The sequence below is a fragment of the Pseudomonas sp. NPDC096925 genome (assembly GCF_044762545.1).
Classification (GTDB): Bacteria; Pseudomonadota; Gammaproteobacteria; order Pseudomonadales; family Pseudomonadaceae; genus Aquipseudomonas.
Genome location: NZ_JBIWEM010000003.1, coordinates 42,600 through 60,606, shown reverse-complemented (window position 1 = coordinate 60,606; position 18,007 = coordinate 42,600). Strand labels below are relative to the sequence as shown.

General features: G+C 61.9%; 15 protein-coding genes and 1 pseudogene. 8 read left to right on the top strand and 8 right to left on the bottom strand.

What is annotated here, in order from left to right; all coding sequences use genetic code 11:
• Nucleotides 1-3 precede the first annotated feature (3 nt).
• Complete coding sequence (locus ACIQYU_RS10865) at nt 4-1,836, top strand: hypothetical protein (protein WP_402799609.1); 1,833 nt, start codon at nt 4-6, stop codon at nt 1,834-1,836.
• Nucleotides 1,837-2,073: 237 nt separating this feature from the next.
• Here the strand turns inward: ACIQYU_RS10865 and ACIQYU_RS10860 are convergent, their stop codons facing one another.
• Nucleotides 2,074-2,553, bottom strand: a complete 480-nt coding sequence (locus tag ACIQYU_RS10860) for an Lrp/AsnC family transcriptional regulator (protein ID WP_207832066.1) — start codon at nt 2,551-2,553, stop codon at nt 2,074-2,076.
• A 159-nt stretch (nt 2,554-2,712) separates the two neighbouring features.
• On the opposite strand from ACIQYU_RS10860, the gene ACIQYU_RS10855 reads away from it, so the two are divergent.
• From ACIQYU_RS10855 to ACIQYU_RS10845, 3 genes are all read left to right on the top strand, one after another.
• Nucleotides 2,713-4,539: a tyrosinase family protein gene (locus ACIQYU_RS10855; RefSeq protein WP_402799606.1), complete on the top strand. Its 1,827-nt coding sequence runs from the start codon at nt 2,713-2,715 to the stop codon at nt 4,537-4,539.
• Nucleotides 4,536-6,272, top strand: a complete 1,737-nt coding sequence (locus tag ACIQYU_RS10850) for a hypothetical protein (protein ID WP_207832073.1) — start codon at nt 4,536-4,538, stop codon at nt 6,270-6,272. Before ACIQYU_RS10855 ends, ACIQYU_RS10850 begins: the two co-directional genes overlap by 4 nt.
• Nucleotides 6,273-6,342: 70 nt before the next feature.
• Entirely contained in the window at nt 6,343-7,947 is a 1,605-nt protein-coding gene (locus tag ACIQYU_RS10845; RefSeq protein WP_402799601.1) for a hypothetical protein, read from the top strand.
• Between the two features lie 49 nt (nt 7,948-7,996).
• On the opposite strand, the gene ACIQYU_RS10840 is transcribed toward ACIQYU_RS10845, so the two are convergent.
• Nucleotides 7,997-8,950, bottom strand: coding sequence for a GlxA family transcriptional regulator (locus ACIQYU_RS10840; protein WP_241106765.1), 954 nt, complete (start codon nt 8,948-8,950; stop codon nt 7,997-7,999).
• A gap of 108 nt (nt 8,951-9,058) precedes the next feature.
• Between ACIQYU_RS10840 and ACIQYU_RS10835 the strand changes: the two genes are divergently transcribed.
• On the top strand, nt 9,059-9,856 hold the full coding sequence (locus ACIQYU_RS10835; RefSeq protein ID WP_207832079.1) for an SDR family oxidoreductase: 798 nt from the start codon (nt 9,059-9,061) through the stop codon (nt 9,854-9,856).
• 234 nt (nt 9,857-10,090) lie between these two features.
• Here the strand turns inward: ACIQYU_RS10835 and ACIQYU_RS10830 are convergent, their stop codons facing one another.
• A complete protein-coding gene (locus tag ACIQYU_RS10830) occupies nt 10,091-10,387 on the bottom strand; it encodes a DUF6555 family protein (RefSeq protein ID WP_112251630.1) in 297 nt (98 codons plus the stop codon).
• Between the two features lie 207 nt (nt 10,388-10,594).
• Here ACIQYU_RS10830 and ACIQYU_RS10825 point away from each other — a divergent pair.
• A pseudogene (locus tag ACIQYU_RS10825) lies at nt 10,595-10,684 on the top strand (protease); the annotation flags it as partial.
• Between the two features lie 46 nt (nt 10,685-10,730).
• On the opposite strand, the gene ACIQYU_RS10820 reads toward ACIQYU_RS10825, so the two are convergent.
• On the bottom strand, nt 10,731-13,799 hold the full coding sequence (locus ACIQYU_RS10820; RefSeq protein WP_207832083.1) for an aminotransferase class III-fold pyridoxal phosphate-dependent enzyme: 3,069 nt from the start codon (nt 13,797-13,799) through the stop codon (nt 10,731-10,733).
• Between the two features lie 143 nt (nt 13,800-13,942).
• Here ACIQYU_RS10820 and ACIQYU_RS10815 point away from each other — a divergent pair, with 143 nt between their 5' ends.
• The gene (locus ACIQYU_RS10815) at nt 13,943-14,383 is read left to right on the top strand and encodes an Lrp/AsnC family transcriptional regulator (RefSeq protein ID WP_207832085.1); all 441 of its coding nucleotides are present in this window, start codon (nt 13,943-13,945) and stop codon (nt 14,381-14,383) included.
• A gap of 39 nt (nt 14,384-14,422) precedes the next feature.
• On the opposite strand, the gene ACIQYU_RS10810 is transcribed toward ACIQYU_RS10815, so the two are convergent.
• Nucleotides 14,423-15,313, bottom strand: coding sequence for a LysR family transcriptional regulator (locus ACIQYU_RS10810; protein ID WP_207832087.1), 891 nt, complete (start codon nt 15,311-15,313; stop codon nt 14,423-14,425).
• A 127-nt stretch (nt 15,314-15,440) separates the two neighbouring features.
• On the opposite strand from ACIQYU_RS10810, the gene ACIQYU_RS10805 reads away from it, so the two are divergent.
• Complete coding sequence (locus ACIQYU_RS10805; protein WP_207832090.1) at nt 15,441-16,271, top strand: oxidoreductase; 831 nt, start codon at nt 15,441-15,443, stop codon at nt 16,269-16,271.
• A 167-nt stretch (nt 16,272-16,438) separates the two neighbouring features.
• Here the strand turns inward: ACIQYU_RS10805 and ACIQYU_RS10800 are convergent, their stop codons facing one another.
• The 3 genes from ACIQYU_RS10800 to ACIQYU_RS10790 form a co-directional block, all read right to left on the bottom strand.
• Nucleotides 16,439-16,939 (bottom strand): peroxiredoxin, encoded by a 501-nt coding sequence (locus ACIQYU_RS10800; RefSeq protein ID WP_207832092.1) that lies wholly within the window; start codon nt 16,937-16,939, stop codon nt 16,439-16,441.
• Between the two features lie 90 nt (nt 16,940-17,029).
• Nucleotides 17,030-17,449 (bottom strand): DUF6691 family protein, encoded by a 420-nt coding sequence (locus tag ACIQYU_RS10795; protein ID WP_207832094.1) that lies wholly within the window; start codon nt 17,447-17,449, stop codon nt 17,030-17,032.
• Between the two features lies 1 nt (nt 17,450).
• The gene (locus ACIQYU_RS10790) at nt 17,451-17,888 is read right to left on the bottom strand and encodes a YeeE/YedE family protein (protein ID WP_207832096.1); all 438 of its coding nucleotides are present in this window, start codon (nt 17,886-17,888) and stop codon (nt 17,451-17,453) included.
• Nucleotides 17,889-18,007 lie beyond the last annotated feature (119 nt).

The window sequence follows — 18,007 nt, the reverse complement described above, 5'->3', positions numbered from 1 at the left end:
CGGATGAGTGCCATCGAGTACAGCATCGCCAACAAGGACGGCAAGCCCGTGGCTTACCTGAACCAGGCGCAGACCCTGACTTTGACCCTGACCAACGCTAGCGGCGCCGACCTGGAGCTGGTAGGCAGCCCACCGGTGCTGGAGACCGAGGCTGACAGCAACACCAGCCTGCTGTACCTGTTCCTCGGCAGCCTGGTCAGCGACCCGGCCACGGTGCAGATCAGTTGCCCAGGCTGGACCCCGCAGTTCCAGAACACCCCGCAGGGGCCGGTGTGGTGCCTGGCCCAGGCAGAGAACAGTACCTTCAAGGACAAGGCGAAACTGACCGTGACCCTGGACGGGGTCAACATCAGCGGCTTGCCCGGCCCGCGCCAGGTGACCGTCGATTGCTGGTTCGGCGACGGCGACTCGGTGCAATTGCCGGTGATGGCGCAGAACGATCCGGGCAAGCTGCTGCCGCTGAACCTGGTTTTCGCCCTGAATGGCGGCAACGTCATCTACATCACCGAGAAGGCCGATTCGCCAATGACCTGCTCGCTGGTGTTCCGCCTGAGCAACCCATCGCCGGACACGCCCATCGTGCCGGAGGACGTGCCCTGGGGCCCCCAGGCGCCGAGCTTCACCCTGTCCTTCGTCTATGCCGACAAAGGCGACGGTTTCGGCGCCCTCACCTCGGCGGAGCGGGCCGCCAGCTTCACCCGCCAGACCGTGCAGGACTACGGCAACCGCTGGTCCATCGCGCCCAGTACCCAGGGCTCACCGAGCTGGACCCTGACACCGGACCAGCTGACCAACAAGCAGATCCTCGGCACCGGCGAGCAGGCCAGCTTCGAATTCATGCTGGGCAACATCGTCACCCAGCTCAAGGCCGGCACCACCCTGGCCTACCTGCAATGGAGCAACATTCCCGGCTACCAGGACGGCTACCAGACCGTGGCGCTGGTCAAGCAGGCGCCGACCCCGGGCATCCTGCGCTTCATGACCCTCAACGCCAGCGTGATCAGGCAGGGCACGCCGGTGCAGCTGAACTGGCAAACCTTCGCCCTGTCCAAGCGCACCATCAGCTGGAGCCAGGACAACACGCCCTACCAGGTCGTGGTGCCGGCCAACGCCAGCGCCTGGGAGCCGGACCCGCAGCCGGACGACACCGTGACTTACACCCTCGACGGCTACGACTTCAACGGCAACAAGGTGCCCAATGCCCAGCAGACTGTCAGCGTCATCGCCAATGCACCGGTGATCAATAGCTTCTCGGTGAGCCCGCGGGTTGCTGCATTCGAAGGCGCCAACCCCAACGTACAGGTCACCGGCAAATGGCAGGCGAGCAACGTCAAGACCCAGCAGCTCAATGGCACGCCGGGCCAGTCGCCACAGACCATCGGTTTGAACAGTGCGGGCGACGTGATATTGCTGATCACCGGGTTCCAGGACCAGATGACCTCGCAGTCACAGACCGTGTACAGCACTCCCGGGTACATACAGACCTTCGTCTCCACCAGCCAGGTCAGTGGCGGCACGAACGGGCCGCTGATCAGGAACGTGCTCGCGTTCGACCGTGGAGCCTCCACCGGCACCTGGACCCTGATCCGCAGCGACGACCTGGCGACCCTGACCCTGGCCAGGCAGGGCTTCACCTGGAGCACCAGCGAGCTGAACATCAAACTGGTCTTCAACGACGGTAGCAGCACCGCTACCCTGAGCTGTGCCTTCGGCAACCTGACCCTGACCGCGCGCAGTGGCAGCGCTGACGCCAATGGCCTGCAGCCACTGGCGATGCTGGTGCAGAACGCCGCAGGGCAGAATGTACCGGTGTTCAGTGCGGTGACGACGAAGTGATCTGCCACCATGGTCGACCAACTCGGTCAATACGCTAGTGGGCATCCAACAAGTAGATAACCCACCAAGGCAAAGGGCATCATCGATGCGGCCGAGCTGGAACCTGCAATGCAGCCGCACCACGATAGGGTACGGCGGCACCTCAGGGCTCTGGGTGCGGCGTCCAGCACCATTGGGCAAGCTGGTTCCGGCCTGCGCGGGTGCTTGGGGTACCATGCACCGCACTGGCTTCCTTGGTCAGGCATCGACAGCCCGGTGCAGCCCCCCTTCCAGCGGCAACTCATAGGACTTCTTAACCGTACGCACCACCAGTGTGGAAGAGTACGTGCGAATCGGAATATCCCGGTAGGTGTCGAGAAACCGGTAGATATAGTCGGTGTACTCGGTGGCATCGCGAAACTTGGCAACCATCACGAAATCGAACTCGCCCGTCATCAGGTAGCAGTCCTGAATCTCCGGGTGGCTGGCCAGGATGTGCTGCATCTTGCGGTCGATGTCGTTGCTGTCGCGGTCCAGCTTGACCAGGAAGAAGGCGGTCACCTGAATGCCCAGCTTGCGCTCGTCCAGTATCGCGACCTTGGCCTTGATGATACCTGCGCTCTCCAGGCGCCTGATGCGCCGGTAGCAACTGGTGGAAGACAGCCCGACGCTGTCGCTCAGCAACTCCAGATTCTGGCTGCAATCCTTTTGCAGCTTTCCCAGAATTTTCAGATCCATGGCGTCTGTCATTTTTCACGTGTCTTCCTTGAAAAACTGCAATGAATCCGCCGCAAGGACGGGCCAATTTGCACGATTCCCTGCGTGCCATCCCTTTACCATCAACTGAGCTTAGCAGCCCGGCCAGATATGGCCTGCGGGGCGCATGAGAGGGACCTTATGATCATCGCGAAACCGACATGGGCCGCGGACATCCACGGCCTTTTTACCGCGCCTTACTGGATTCCCGCCGCGCAGCGTGCGGCCGTGGCGGCCTCCTGGACCGGGTGCATGAACGCCTATTTCGTCTACCTGGACGACCCCGACTCGGTCAAAGCCTGGTCAGAAACCATCTACCAGCACCTGGCCTCGCGCAACATGCCGCTGACCCTCGACCAGCAGCAGTTCTGGCCGATCGACGCGCTGGAAACCTTCAGGTTGTGGGTCAACCAGGGCTGGCGCCTGGACGCCAGCTCTCCCTTCAATCTGGCCGAACGCATTCCGCCACCGGACCTGCCACAACCGGTCAAGCGGGTGAGAAAGGACATCCGTGCCCTCAGCCTTGAGGAGCTGAACCTGTACCGCGCCCGCCTGGACGACGTGATGCAGGTGGGCGACCCCGACAGCGGTTCACCCTGGCAACGTTACGCCTATATCCACACCAACTGGTGCCTGCATTACCAGGAGGCGTTTGCCCTGTGGCACCGGGCATACCTGTTGTATCTGGAACAACTGATCGACTGCGCCATCCCCTACTGGGACTGGATGGCCGAAGATGCCAGTGTCGACGGCAGCCCGCAGGCCGGCCTGCCCCAGGCGTTCCTCGATGAAACCTATGTGCACCCGCACACTGGCGAAACCCGGCCCAATCCCCTGCGCTACGCGGCCGCCAAGGATGGTTGTTCCAAAGTGTGCGCCGGCGGCGCGGTCAACGGGGTGGACTGCCGCTATGTACAGCGCGACCGCTTGTTCTACACCCATGGTGACGACTCGCGCCCGGAGCGCACCCGCTTGTACGGCATGAGCCGGATTTTCCAGCAACAGGTGGTGGATGCCCTGAAGTTCACCACCTTCAGCCAACCACAGGGTGTGCCCGGTTACCCGTGGGCCAACATTCCGGTGTTCGCCCCACCTCAGCAAGACAGCCTGTACCCCAATCGTGCGCTTAACTTCGATGGACTGTACGAGCAACCCCACGACAACTATCACGGCTGGATCGGTGGCGACATGGCCGACAACGCCTACACCGCCTTCGACCCGGTCTTCTGCTCCTATCATGCCAACATCGACCGCATGCTCGAGGTCTGGATCAGGGCCAACCCCGGGGCGCAATTCACCACACAGAGCTTGCTCCAGCCCTTCTCCGGCCGCGACGCCGCGCAGGTCACCTTCACCAGCGCCGACGCCTGGCGCTACACCACCCTCGGCGACATGGCCCAGGACAGCCGGCACATTGGCTACGACTATGGTGCGCCGGTGGCCCCACAATTTGGCGCGCCCAAGGCGGCTACCAACCGTTGCTGCAAGCACAGCGCAATGGCCGCCAGCGCCGCGGAAAATGCCGCAGGGCCCGGGCCGTGGGTGGTGTTCGATCACGTACGTTGCACTCACGACACCTATCTGATCGACGTCTTTCTCGACCAGCCCGACGCCACCGCACAGCACGTCAGCGCCGACAACCCGCATTACGTGGGGCGCTTCAGCCGTATCGGCATGGGGCTGGTGGACGACAAGGGCCGATGCATCACCCATGGCGTGTCGCGCGCACTGAATGCAGCCCGCAACGCTGCTGCGTTGGGCCTTGGCCGCGGCGATGCGGTGCAGTTGTCGCTGGTGGTGACCCACCTCGACAGTGGCCGCGTGCTGACGCCTGACGAATACACGACCCTGCCCGGTTTCATCGCCCAACTGGTGTGGGACGACCCGCGCCAGACCCTCGCCGGCCCGCCCCCGGTCGCCGGCTGCTGCTCTGCTTCCACCTCACGCACACCAGGAGAACCGACATGAGCACGCCCTTCAAGCAGTTCACCTCTCCCGCCGGACAAGCCCCCAAGGACTACAACAAGCTGGGCCTGGAAGACCAGTTGCCGCAGTTTGAAACCGACTGGAACAACAACCTCACCGGCTGGACCCAATCGTCCATCATCGGCAACCCTTGGTCGGGCCTGAACGACGCTCCCCGCTCGGGCTACTACAACCCGCTCGTAGAGGGCTTCGGCGACGTGACCCCACCCGCGATCACCTGGGCGCCCTTCCCCAACCGCCTGTGGACGTTCTTCTACAACAACGGTGCGGCGGTCATTCCCCAGTTGGGCGGCAAGGCCATGACCCTGGACCAGGTGATGGAATTGGCCGACCACGGCCAGATCACCCTCGACAACACCCTCTACACGCTTTACGACCCGAACAAAAAGGGCACTGTGCTGCAACTGCCGGTCAAGCGCTGCCCCAGCATCGCCTGGAATGGCACGTACAAGGATTTCACGCCTTCCGGCCCACGGGGCTGGCTCGACGAGTACTGCGAGTGGTCGATCGTGCGCGATGCCAACGGCAACATGCGCAAGATCACCTTCACCTGTGAAAACCCCGCGTACTTCCTGGCCATGTGGCGCATCGACCCGAACGCGGTCCTGGGCCTGTACCGCGAATACATCGACCCGAGCGTGCAGCTCGAAGACCTGTACCTGCGCTATGCCGAAGACTGCCCGACCGGCAAGGCCGGCGATCCGGTCATGGACCCCACCACCGGCAAGCCGGCCTATGACACCGTCAACAAATGGAACGCCGGAACCGCCTGTGTGCCCGGCCAGTACGGCGGAGCGATGCACCTGACATCCGGCCCCAATACCCTCAGTGCCGAGGTGTACCTGGCCGCCGCCGCCACCATCCTGCGCCCGGTGAGCAGCAGCCAGAATGCCCAGTCGCTGATCTGCTGCGCGCAGTACGGGCAGAACTATCGCAACTCCGACCCGCACATCGGCTTCATGGCCAATACCACGGCGGTCAACAACCGACTGTCGCTGACCAACCCTATTGGCCTGTACTTGCAACAACCCACCGACTTCAGCGCCTGGAAGGGCCCGCAAGGCCAGGACGTGAGCCAGTACTGGCGCATCACCCGCGGTACGGCCAAGTCGGCCGCCAACGGCTCCGACCAGATCCTGCAGGCGGTGTTCGAGGTGCCGGAAAGCGCCGGCTTCTCGATCAATGACATCACCATCAACAACCAGAAGGTCAACTATGTGTGGGTCATCGCCCAACAACTGTTGGTGGGCCTGAGCGTCACCGTCAAACCGCTCAGCGTCACACCTCAATCCTTCCCATGCGTGCAGGACCGGGTGGCCGGCCTGCAACCCTGGCCGGTGCAACTGCTGCCGCTGGACCTGTTCTACGGGAACTCCCCCACCGACCTGCCCGCCTGGCTTGCACCGGGCAGCAGCAATCAGTTCGTGCTGGTGGTGCAAGGCGCCGACAAGACCACCACGGCGCAGAATGCCAGGGTGCAATTCTCCAACCCCGGGGTTACCGCGCAGGTCACCCAGTACCTGCCCGACGCGTCGGCCATTCCCGGCCAGACCAACGCCGGCGGCACACAGGCCTACATCCTGACCATCACGGTCAGCCCCACCGCAGCCCCCGGCCTGGTGACGGTGCGTGCGCTCAATCCGGATGAAGACGTGAACGTGAGCGCGGCAGACCACCCTTGGGAATCCGGCCTGGCGCTGGTGCCTGGCGCCTGAACCACGCCAGTCTCGCCTCTCTACCGCCGCACCTTCGGGTGCGGCTTCACAGCTTGCAAGGAGCGCAATGATGTCCTGGTCACGCTTGAGTCTTCTGTCGCTGCTGTGCGGCATTTTACTGTGCCTGTCGACCCCGCAACCCGCCACGGCAGCCACGCTGTCGGATGCCGACGTCTGTGTGCAGCAGCAGTTGGTGTTCAACCCGGCCAGCGGGGGATTCCTGCCGGTCAACAACTTCAATGCCACCAGCCAGGCGTTCATGAACTGCTTTGGCTGGCAGCTGTTCATTGCCTTGAACTGGCCGGTGAACCCCGGCTGGCCGGCCACCGCCAGCCTGGCGGGCGAACCCGACATGAACAGCACGCTGGCGCAGTTCGGTGTCCCCTCCGCACCGGGCCAACCCATGAGCGTGGCCCCGGTATGGGCCAGCTACAAGGACGCCAATGACATCTTCCTGCCCGGCGCGCCCACGCCCACTGGCTGGGGCGTACAAACCCTGGTGCCGTCCGGTTGCAGCACTCAGGGTAGCCTCAAGTCACTCAAGGTAGGCGCACGCAAGTTCATGAACGCCACCTCCGAAGGCGCGATCAATGCCTTGCACCGATTCCACCTGTCTACCGGAACACTCGCGTCCATTCCCGACCCGGTCATGGAAGCGTCCGGCGGCTGGTTGACGGACCAGTCTGGCAACCTGGTGTTTTTTGAGCGCAAGGTAGGCAAGGCCGAGTTCGACTACATCGTCGACAAGGGGCTCTACGACGCCGCCAACCAGTTGAAGGTGGCGCAAAACCAGGACGGCAAGACACCGGAGGGGCTGTCGCTGCCAATCGGCGAACCGATGCGCTCGCTGCCTCCGTCCCCTGTCCCGCAGGAGCAGCTGGGCGCGATCGAGCTCAAGGCCGCCTGGCGGGTGCTGACCGGCAAACCCGAACTGTTCGGGCGCTACCTGACCACCGTCGCCTGGCTCAAACGCCCCGATACCCTGAACTGCACCCAGGAAGTGGTGGGGCTGGTGGGCCTGCATATCATCAACAAGACCCAGGCTTCGCCCAACTTCATCTGGACCACTTTCGAGCAGGTCGACAACGTGCCTGAACCGGCCCAGGCCCCGCCGCAACAAACCCCACCGAACGGTTTTGCCTTCAACAACCCTGACTGTGGCAGTGGCCCCGAGTGCACACCGAACCAAGCCCGTATCCAGTGCAAGCAACACCATCCCGATAAGCAATGCACCGATCTCTTCCCACGCGACCAGCCGGTACAGACCACCCGCGAACACCCCCTACCCAGCGACCTGCAGGCCCTCAACAGCGCGGTGCAAGCCAACTTCGCGCAGCACAGCCAAGGCCAGTCGGTGTTCCAGTACTACAAGCTGATCAACGTACTCTGGACCCTCGCCCCCAATCCGCCCAGCCCGGAACCGGGCGCCAACGCGCAAGTGCCGCTGTCGTACGGGCCATTCATCAGCCAGGGCAACGTGCCGGTGGCCAACACCACCATGGAGACTTACGTACAGGGTGATGACTGCAACCAGTGCCATCAGTACGCGACGATTGCCGGCAGCCCTTCGTTGGCCTCGGACTTCTCTTTCCTGTTCAACAGTGCCGGTTCCGCCAGCACCAAAAGCCTGATCAAAAGCGTCAAAGCCTTCGAAACCCTCAAGGACCGCCCCTGAACCGCAAAAGGGGCGATCACCGATCGCCCCGAACAGGGCCTTGTCAGCCCTATCCGGCCGATACCACCCGCCGGGCATCTCTTCGTACGGCTTGAGGCGGGACACCGAAGCCACGAATGAACACCTCACGCATATGCCGGCGGTCCCTGAAGCCGGTTTCCTTCGCTACCACATCCAGGCTGTGACGGCTCTGCTCGATCATCAAACGGGCAGCCTCAAGACGCAGGCTCTCCACGGCCTTGGCGGGCGACTGACCTGTTTCGGCAGTGAATACACGGGTAAATTGCCGGGGGCTCAGATGCACGGACTCTGCGAGCTCCTCGACACTCAATGGGCGATTCAAATGCTTGCGGGCGTAATCCAAGGCGTTCTGAATCCGATCAGACTTCGGCGCAAGCGTCAGCAGCTCGGAATGCTGCGATTGCCCACCGGAGCGGCGCTGATGCATCACCAGCTTTCGTGCCACTGACCTGGCCAACTCGGTTCCCAGATCTTTCTCCACCATACCCAGCGCCATGTCCAGGGCGGCGGTCATTCCGGCGGACGTCCAGATCTGGCCATCCACAATGAAGATTCGGTCTTCTTCCACCTCAATCTTCGGGTGCAGTTCACGCAGCTTTTTCGCATAAGCCCAGTGTGTCGTGGCCCGCCGGTTATCCAGCACGCCGGCCTGGGCCAGCACGAAACAGCCGGTACACAGGCCTGCGATGCGGCGGGCGCCGTCGACAAAGCCTCGAACGCTGGCCAGCACTTCATCGCCTGGCGGAGTCAGCGGGGTCAGAGTACCCGTGATCATCCAGGTATCCGCCAAACCAGGAGCCCCCAACGGCAGCGTGTCCATGTACATGCCCAGGGAAGAACGCACCGTGCCGCCCCCGACGGAAAAATTCTGGATCCTGTAAACCGTTTCGCCCGCGGCAATGTTCGCGAACTCGAACACAGCCTGCGTTGCCAGCGACATGATCTGGAAACCTTCGGTTATGAGATAGCCGACCCGGTGCATGGTTGCAGCTCCATGATTCGATGTCCTGAAAACGTACCATATGTGTCGTTTAAGACAAGTACGAACCTCTGCATCATGGGCTCCACATCCACACAACGGAGCATGATCATGAAGCAGCAATTCAAAGGCACTGCACTCATTACTGGCGCCTCCACCGGCATCGGTTCGATCTACGCAGAACGGTTGGCACGTCGGGGTTACGACCTGGTGCTGGTCGCCCGCAACCGGGAGCGCCTCAACACCCTGGCCAGCCGGCTGACTACCGAAACCCGGCAGAACGTAGAGGTATTTCCGGCAGACCTGGCAAACACGGATGATCTGGCCAAGGTAGAGCGCAAATTGCGTGAGGACGCCAGCATCAGCCTGCTGGTGAACAACGCGGGCATAGGCACTCACACCAGCCTGCTGGAAAGTGATGTCGAGCGCATGGCTGAAATGATCACCCTCAACGTCACCGCCCTCACCCGCCTTACCTACGCGGCCATCCCAGGATTTGTCGCGCGCAAGCAAGGTGCCCTGATCAACATCTCGTCCGTTGTCAGCCTGGCGCCGGAGTTGCTCAACGGTGTGTACGGTGGCAGCAAGGCCTACGTCACTGCCTTTACCCAGTCACTGCACAAGGAACTTGCGGAAAAAGGCATCAGGATCCAGGCGGTACTGCCAGGGGCCACCGCCACCGACTTCTGGCAGATCGGCGGCTTGCCGGTCGAAAACCTGGATCCAGGCATCGTGATGTCGGCCCAGGACCTGGTGGACGGTGCCCTGCAGGACTTTGACGACGAGGTACTGATCTCCATCCCTTCGATGCATGACCTGCAGTCATTCGAGCGCTACGAGGCAAGCCGGCAAGCCCTGTTCGGCCAACTGTCCAGCAATCGGCTTGCCCCACGTTACAACGCCGATTGATCAGGATTGCTGACACCAGCACGGGTGAAGCTGTCGGCCGTTCAACCAGGGCGACAGCTACCCGATTATCAGCAACGGTGCCAGCAGCCTCAAACGCGTCCCCATACGCCCGCCCCGATTCGCGGCACGCGCTGTCTCCTGAAAGCGAGGATGATCGTGTCTCGAAACCTGAGAAGCGAACCCATGAACGAAAGCCTGCTCGAAACTGCAGACAGGCCTACTGCGCAACCGGCTTCAGGTATTGCCCGTACCGCTATTCGAGAATTTCTTTACATCAATGGGGGGAGCGACGAACTCGGGCCCTTCTCCTGACGCCCGCCAACGCACATTGTTGATACCATAGCGCTCAGCCATCGGCCGGCTCACCTTCTTTATCTTGTGCTGGCCGAACCGCGGAATGATGCCGACCCCCGCATCGCAACTTGCCCAGTGCCATGCCTCAGCGTTGTCCATACGCTCCAGCCGGATGATGAAGGTGCGAAATTCCCCATGAAGCTCATACTCGATCACATACAACTGCTGTCCTGCCATTGGACTCTCCTTGGTCGATTCAGACTAATGGAGCGAGCCGTGCGTAAAAAGATTCATTAATTTTGACCGACTGGTCATCGTGCTTATTCATCGCCTTGTTTCCACGACCTTTCAATGCACACGCTGCTCCGGAGCCAACGCATTTACCGTCGCGGCGCCGGAGGCGGTGTTGACCAATGAACAACTGGGTCGCACCGGTGCGTGACAAGCGCCCACCGCGATCTTTACGACGCCGTCGTGCTGCCTGGTGGCGTACGCCTGATACCCGGCGCGCAAAAACTGGTGAAAAGCCACAACGATGAAGAAGTGGTGATCAGTTCCAGAGCCACCCGGCCAACTATGCTCAGTCGACAGCAGAGGCCTGCTCAAGCGTCGCCGCGATAAAGCTGTCTTTCAGCACCTCCAGCAGGAAGTCCGCATTGGCCCGGCTGAAGATCATTGACGGCCGCATTTTCAACACGTTGTCATGCGGGCCTTCGGTGCCGATCAACACGCCACGCGCCCTGGCACCGTCTGCCACCCTCCTGGCCAGCGCCGTAGCCGGCGCCTTAGACTGCCGGTCAGTGACCAGCACGATGCCAAGGAACAGGCCCAGCCCGCGCACATCACCAATCACATCGAACTGCTGCTGAAGCTTGCGAAAACCGTCGAGCAGGTAGTTGCCAACGTTCAGGGCATTCTCTTTCAACTGGTCACGTTCGATTGCGTCGAGCACAGCCAGCCCCACCGCGCACGACACCGGGTTGCCGCCGAAGGTATTGAAATATTCCATGCCGTTGTTGAAGGCATCGGCAACCTCGCGCGTGGTCACTACCGCCGACATCGGGTGGCCGTTGCCAATCGGCTTGCCCATGGACACGGCATCCGGCACCACGCCCTGGGTCTCGAACGCCCACCAATGGCTACCCACGCGGCCGAAGCCGACCTGAACCTCATCGGCCAGGCACAACCCACCTTCGGCGCGCACCATGGCGTATACCTGCTTGAGGTAGTGCTCGGGAAGGAACACCTGCCCCGCCACGCTCGGGATGGACTCCGCCAGGAAGAACCCAGGCGCCTTGCCGGCTTTGCGCATGGCCTGCAGTTGCTCGGCCACGGACTCGGCAAAGCGCTTGCCATGCTCTGCCGCTGGCCAGTCTTCAGGGGCGTAGTAGCTGTCCGGGACCATTGCCTCGTAAACATGCGCCGCCCTGCCCTTGCCTGCCTTGCGCTTGTACTTGTACGGGCTCAGGTCGATCAGCTCCTGGGTGGTGCCGTGGTAAGCCCAGTCCAGTACGATCGCCTCGTCACGGCCTGTGTAGTTACGTGCCATGCGCAGCATCAGGCTGTTGGCTTCACTGCCCGAACAGGCAAAGGACGCAACGCACAGGCCCTCAGGGAGGGTTCCCGTCAGGCGCTCGGCGTACTCGACGATGTTGTCGTGCAGGTAACGGGTGTTGGTGTTGAGCCGCGCAGCCTGGCGCGCCAGGGCTTCTACCACGTCGGGATGGCTATGGCCCAGGTGGCAGACGTTGTTGAAGCAGTCCAGGTAGGCCCGGCCGAAGTTGTCGATCAGCCACACGCCATCGCCACGCACGAACTTGATCGGGTCGGTGTACGAAATCGACAGGTTAGGCAGCAGCAGCTCTTTACGCCTGGAGATGAGCTGTGCCTTCGTCATTCCTTCCTGGTGGTAGGTTTCGGGCGGGATACCGGCCAGCATCGATGCGTCAGGGAACAAATCGGCCCAGACTTCGCGGTATTCTGGCTCACCCACCCCGATGACTTCGCCCGCCGTCAGCTGGGTGTCGGTCACTATTTGCAGATGCAGGTGCGGAATCCATCCGCCGTTTTCATGATCCGTGCCCATGTAGCCAACCAGCTCGCCGGCTTCGATCCTGTCGCCGACGCTCAAGCGCTTGAGCACCTCATGGGCCATGTGCCCCCATAGAGTCACGAATGCCGGGCAACCCGGTGGCGCGTGCTCGATCATCACCAACCCGCCATAGCCCAGCGGGTCGCGCTCGACTTCAACGCTTTTGACGGTGCCGGCGACGGGGGCGTACAACGGCGTACCTGCGGCCATCACCAGGTCGACACCGACATGCAGTGTACGGCGCTGGCCCTTGATGAAGCGTGACTCGAAGGCGCTACCGGTATAAATGCTACGCAGCTCGCCCCACGGCCCGATCGCCAGCGGCACCTGGTGCGCGGCGGAGAACTCATCCCACCAGCAGGCCGCATCTGCAGGGCGTTGTTCGGCCGAAGCAAGGGTCATTTCATGGTTAGCGTCGCCAAATGGGGCAATCACCTTGCCAAGGATTGCAGCTGACGGTCGCACCAGGTCGGCAAAGGACTTGTGGTTATCCGCAAGCCAGCGGCGAACAGCGCCCGCGCCCTCGACGGCATCGAAACCACAGGCCTTGCGCAGAATGCCGGTGGCCAGCCTTGGATTGATCGAATCCAGCTGTTCGAGCAGGCGCCAGGCGGGTGCCTCACTGATCGCCAGGTAGGGGTTGTCTGCTGTCTGATCATGCCGGGAAGCAGAGAACGTGACGCTGATGACCAGGCGCATGGCGATCAGGTTGAACAGCACATCGATTTCTTCTGGCTGCAGGGGGTACGTCTCATGGAAGCCGGCCACCAACGCAGCCGCAGCACCGACAGGATCGTCCATGTCCAGAATGGCGTAGGCGCTGGCAATCGCCACTTCGGCAATCAGCACGGTATGCACTGCATCGCCGAAGTCGATGAAGCCGGTCACCTGACGGTTGGTTTCGGCGTCGACCAGTATGTTCCAGTCGTTGGCGTCGTTGTGGATCACCTGGGCGCGCAGCGATGCCAGCCTGGGTTGTACGCTTTGTTCGAACCGGGTGATGAACCGTTCGACAATCGCCCGACGCTCCGCACCGGGGATGAAATGCAGGCGTGAACGGGCTCCTGCGGCATGGCGCAAATCCCAGTCCAGCTGCCGAACTGCACCCGGATGCATGAAGCCCTGCAGGGCGCGGTCGAGTTCACCCAGTGCCCGGCCAAAGTTCCTCATCAGCTCGAAGGACCGCTTGGCCTCTGCCAGTGGCGTCCCGGGTAACCAGCTGACCAGGCGCACAGCGTGCGTTTCACCAGTGGCACTGGCCACGGTTGGCAGAAAGTCGCCGGCAACACTTGCCTTCAGGTGAGGCACCCCCAGGTGAGCGCCCTGAACCGCCAGGTGGTCGAGCAGCGCGGTTTGAAACTCGCTTTCAACCCTGGGCTCGCTGGCATTGACGATCTTGAGAATCCAGCCTGCATCAACGCCGGTGCGCAGGCGGTAGTTGCAATCACGCTCCCCGTCCAGAGGTGTTGCGATGCCGGTGACGTTGAAGAGTTCCTGGGCAAGGCCCTCTGCATCGCCTGCCGAAAACCGAGGTGCCGGGTGGGATAGGTCTGTCATGTCATCACGTTCCGTGCGAGCAAATAGTTTTTTCAATAGCTTGTCACGCACGGCCGAAACGGACACCCTGCATACCGTCGTGATCGACAAGCATAATGCCGGTTCTCGCCGGCATAAAAACGGTGTGCTGATTAGGTGTTGCAATGCGCGACCTGGACGCAAAAGATCGTGAGATTCTGGAAATACTTTCAAAGGACGCTCGCATTGCCATGAAGGCCTTGGCTGGCCGGATCGGCCTTTCCAGAAGTGCCACTACCGAGCGGGTATCCAACCTGGAGCGCAATGGGATCATTCGTGGTTATCGCGCGGACATCGGCGAAATCGATGCGAACGTGATCCGCGCGATCCTGCTGGTAACGCTGCATCGCACCCCGGCCATGGGGCTGCTCGACCAGTTGGCAACCGACGCACGTGTGCGCCGCGTGTCCTCGGTGAGCGGCCAGCTCGACCTGGTGGTCGAAGTCGAGACCCGAACCATCGATGACCTCAACCAGGTACGGGACAATGTGGCACGCCACGAATCAGTGGATGACATTACCACTTCGGTCGTACTGCGCCGCGATATCGACCGCCAAGGTGCATGACGGCCTGTCGCACGCCCGGGCGACCAGCCAGACGTCCGGCTAGTGCTGCTCCCGTACGAACTCGATAAAGGCCTTCAACGCCGCGGGCACCTGGCGGCGGCTCGGGTAGTACAGATACAGCCCCGGGTAGTAGTGACACCAGTCCCCCAGCACCTGCTGCAAATGGCCACGCTCCAGGTGTTCCTTGACCATGTCTTCGAACACATAAGCCAGGCCGACCCCTTGCAAGGCAGGCGTCAGCATCAGGCTGACATCACTCAATACCAAGGGCCCCTGGACATCGACCTCCAGCTGCACGCCCCCGCGCTCGAACTCCCATCGATAAAGTGCGCCACCAGGAAAGCGGTGCCCGATACAAGGCAGTTGCTTCAAGTCTTGCGGGTGCTGTGGAACAGGATGCCGATCGAAGAACGCAGGCGCCGCTACCACGACCGAACGAAGGTTAGGGCCGATGGGTAGCGAAACCATATCCGCCTGGAGCCGCTCCCCCAGGCGCACGCCGGCATCAAAGCCGGTGCCCACCATGTCCACCAACGCATCGTCACTGACGATTTCCAGGCGTATATCCGGATACGCCGCCAGAAAACGATTGGCCAGGGGCAGCAGCGCGAGTTCCACTGCGGCGCGCCCGGCGGTAATGCGCAGGTTGCCCGACGGTTTGTCGCGGAAGTTGTTGAGGTCCTCCAGCGCGTCGGCGATGTCACGAAAGGCCGGTTGCAGCCTCTGATAAAGACGCTCCCCTGCCTCGGTAAGCGCCACACTACGCGTGGTGCGGTTGAACAGGCGAACATCCAGGCGGGTTTCCAGGGCCCGCAGCGCATGGCTCAAGGCCGAAGGCGTAAGGCCCAGCTCGACCGCCGCGCGGCTGAAATTCAGGTGGCGGGCAATGCACAGGAACAGAGACAGGTCTGCGGTGCTGGTTGGTTTCATTGCTGAAATTCACTCAAAGGACCATGTGATATTCATGGGATTATCACAGCAATCCACAGATTTTAAAGTTCGTTCAACTCATCAAGAAGGCCCGCATGGTGCAGGGTCGGATACAGGAGGAGTTGACATGCGTACCTGGCTCATTACTGGCGCTTCCCGCGGTTTCGGCACCCTGATCACCCAACAGGCCCTGGCAGCGGGTGACGCCGTCATTGCAACGGCGCGTAACCCGGAGGACATCCAGGCTCGTCTTGGCCAGCACCCGAACCTGCTGGCCGTGCGCCTGGATGTGACCCGCGAAGAGGACGCCCATGCAGCGGTCGCAGCTGGCATCAGGCATTTCGGGCAAATCGACGTGCTGGTCAACAATGCCGGGTATGGCGTGCTCGGTGCGGTAGAAGAAACCAGCGCCAGCGAAACCGAACGGTTGTTCGCCACCAACGTTTTCGGGCTGCTCAATGTAACCCGTGCGGTATTGCCTCACATGCGTCGCCAACGCAGTGGCCACGTGATCAACATCTCGTCGCTCGGCGGCTACCAGGCCTACATGGGCTGGGGCGTGTATGGTTCGACCAAGTTCGCTGTCGAAGGCATCAGCGAAGCGCTGCACCAGGAACTGGCTCCCTTGGGGATCAAGGTGACCGTGGTCGAGCCGGGCTTCTTCCGTACCGACTTCCTGGATGACCAGTCGTTGGTGAAGACGGCCCTTGAGCTGCCTGACTACGCGGCCACCGTCGGTGTCATGCGCCACTACGCCGAGGCGGCCAACCATGCCCAGCCGGGCAACCCTGCAAAGCTGGCTGAAGCCCTGCTGGCCGTGGCCAATGCAGCGAACCCGCCACTGCGCCTGGCGCTGGGCAGCGATGCCGTCGCGCGCATCGAGGCCAAGAACAGCGCAGTGGAGCAAGAGCTGGCCCAGTGGCGGGACCTGTCCCTCTCTACCGACTTTGCTGCGTAGCCGTTACCCCGCGCGTTCCTTGTGGGAGTGGGCGTGCCCGCGAACACCGGCGCAGCCGGTGCCATGCACCGCGTTGGAGTCTTCGCGGCTAAAGCCGCTCCCACAGGGTACGAGGATCGCTTGCGCAATCTCCCACCGGAACCGCGCATGCCTTCAGGGCTCAGGAACTAACGCAGCAATGCCAACATGCTTGCGGCATCGCTGCACTCGAACTTGCCGGGTGCTTCGACCGCAATGTGCTTGACCACCAGATCGTCGACCAACATGGCATAGCGTTGCGAACGTCGGCCCATGCCGCGCGCAGAGAGGTCCTGCAACAGACCCAGCGCCTCGCTGAATTCACCGTTGCCATCGGCAATCATCCTGACCTCCTCGCCCACCTGCAGGCTCACGCCCCAGGCATTCATGACGAATGCATCATTGACTGAAACACAGAGAATTTCGGCAACCCCGGCAGCGAACAGGTCCTGTGCCGCAGCCACGTAACCTGGTACATGCCGCTCCGAACAGGTAGGCGTGAAGGCACCTGGCAAGCCGAAAATCACTACCTTTTTCTGTTTGCAGCGTTCGTGCAGGGAAAACGCGTTCGGGCCGATCGCGCAGGCGCCCTCTCCGTTGCTGTACTCGTAAAGCGTTACGTCGGGCAGTGTATCGCCGGGCTTGATCATCGCTGTTTCCTTGAGCGGTAAATGGCCAGGCATGATGCAGCAACCCACCAGGGTACGTACATACAGCGGTTTATTCAGACAATCCCGGAGTCAGGTGTCACGGCGTGTCTGAATCCACTGGAACAATGTCATGCCTACCAGCATCGCAGCGACGAACAGCCAGGCCTGCCAGTAACCGGCAGGCAGCAGAACCAGTGCCGGCCCCGGGCAGATACCCGCAAGCCCCCAGCCAACGCCGAATACCAGGCTGCCACCAATAAGACGGCGATCCACATCGCGTCGCTCGGGCAACTGCATCACCCCACCCAGCAATGCCGTTGAATGTCGGCGCGCCCAGCGCATCGGCAACCAAACCGTAGCAATGGCCCCGATCATCACCAGCCCCAGCGAAGGGTCCCACTCTCCGGCAATGTCGAGGAAACCGAGCACCTTGGAAGGGTCGGCCATCCCCGCCAGCAATAACCCAACGCCGAACAGCACCCCGGCGATAAACCCACTGATGACAGGCATGTCAGCCCCCTTGTACAAGGTGTCGGACGACATACACCGTGGCAAAACCGGTTGCCATGAAGCACAGCGTTGCCACGGCCGAACGTGGTGACAGGCGAGAAAGGCCGCAAACGCCGTGGCCGCTGGTGCAACCGCTGCCGTAGCGCGTGCCGAGGCCTACCAACAGCCCTGCCATGATGAGGGTCCCAGATGCCGTGGTGAAGCGGGGGGACGGCAGCGTGGCAAATATCCCCCACAACAGCGGTGCTGCCAGCAATCCCAAGAGAAAGGCCAGCTTTTCTCTGCGCCCTTCCCCGCCTCGCTGCAACATCGAACCAAGCAATCCACTGATTCCCGCAATACGGCCGTTCATCACCGCGAACAAACCAGCCCCCAGCCCGATCAACGCACCACCGGCCAGAGCGGACCATGGCGTGAAGGCCAGCAAATCAATTGCCATCGTGTTTCTCCCTGCAACAGGAATAGAGAACGATGAAGTTTCAACACAAACAGAATAAATTCAAGATTATCCCGGGGGATGCCGTGGGCATCGGCCAGCTCATCGAACGGCAACTGCAG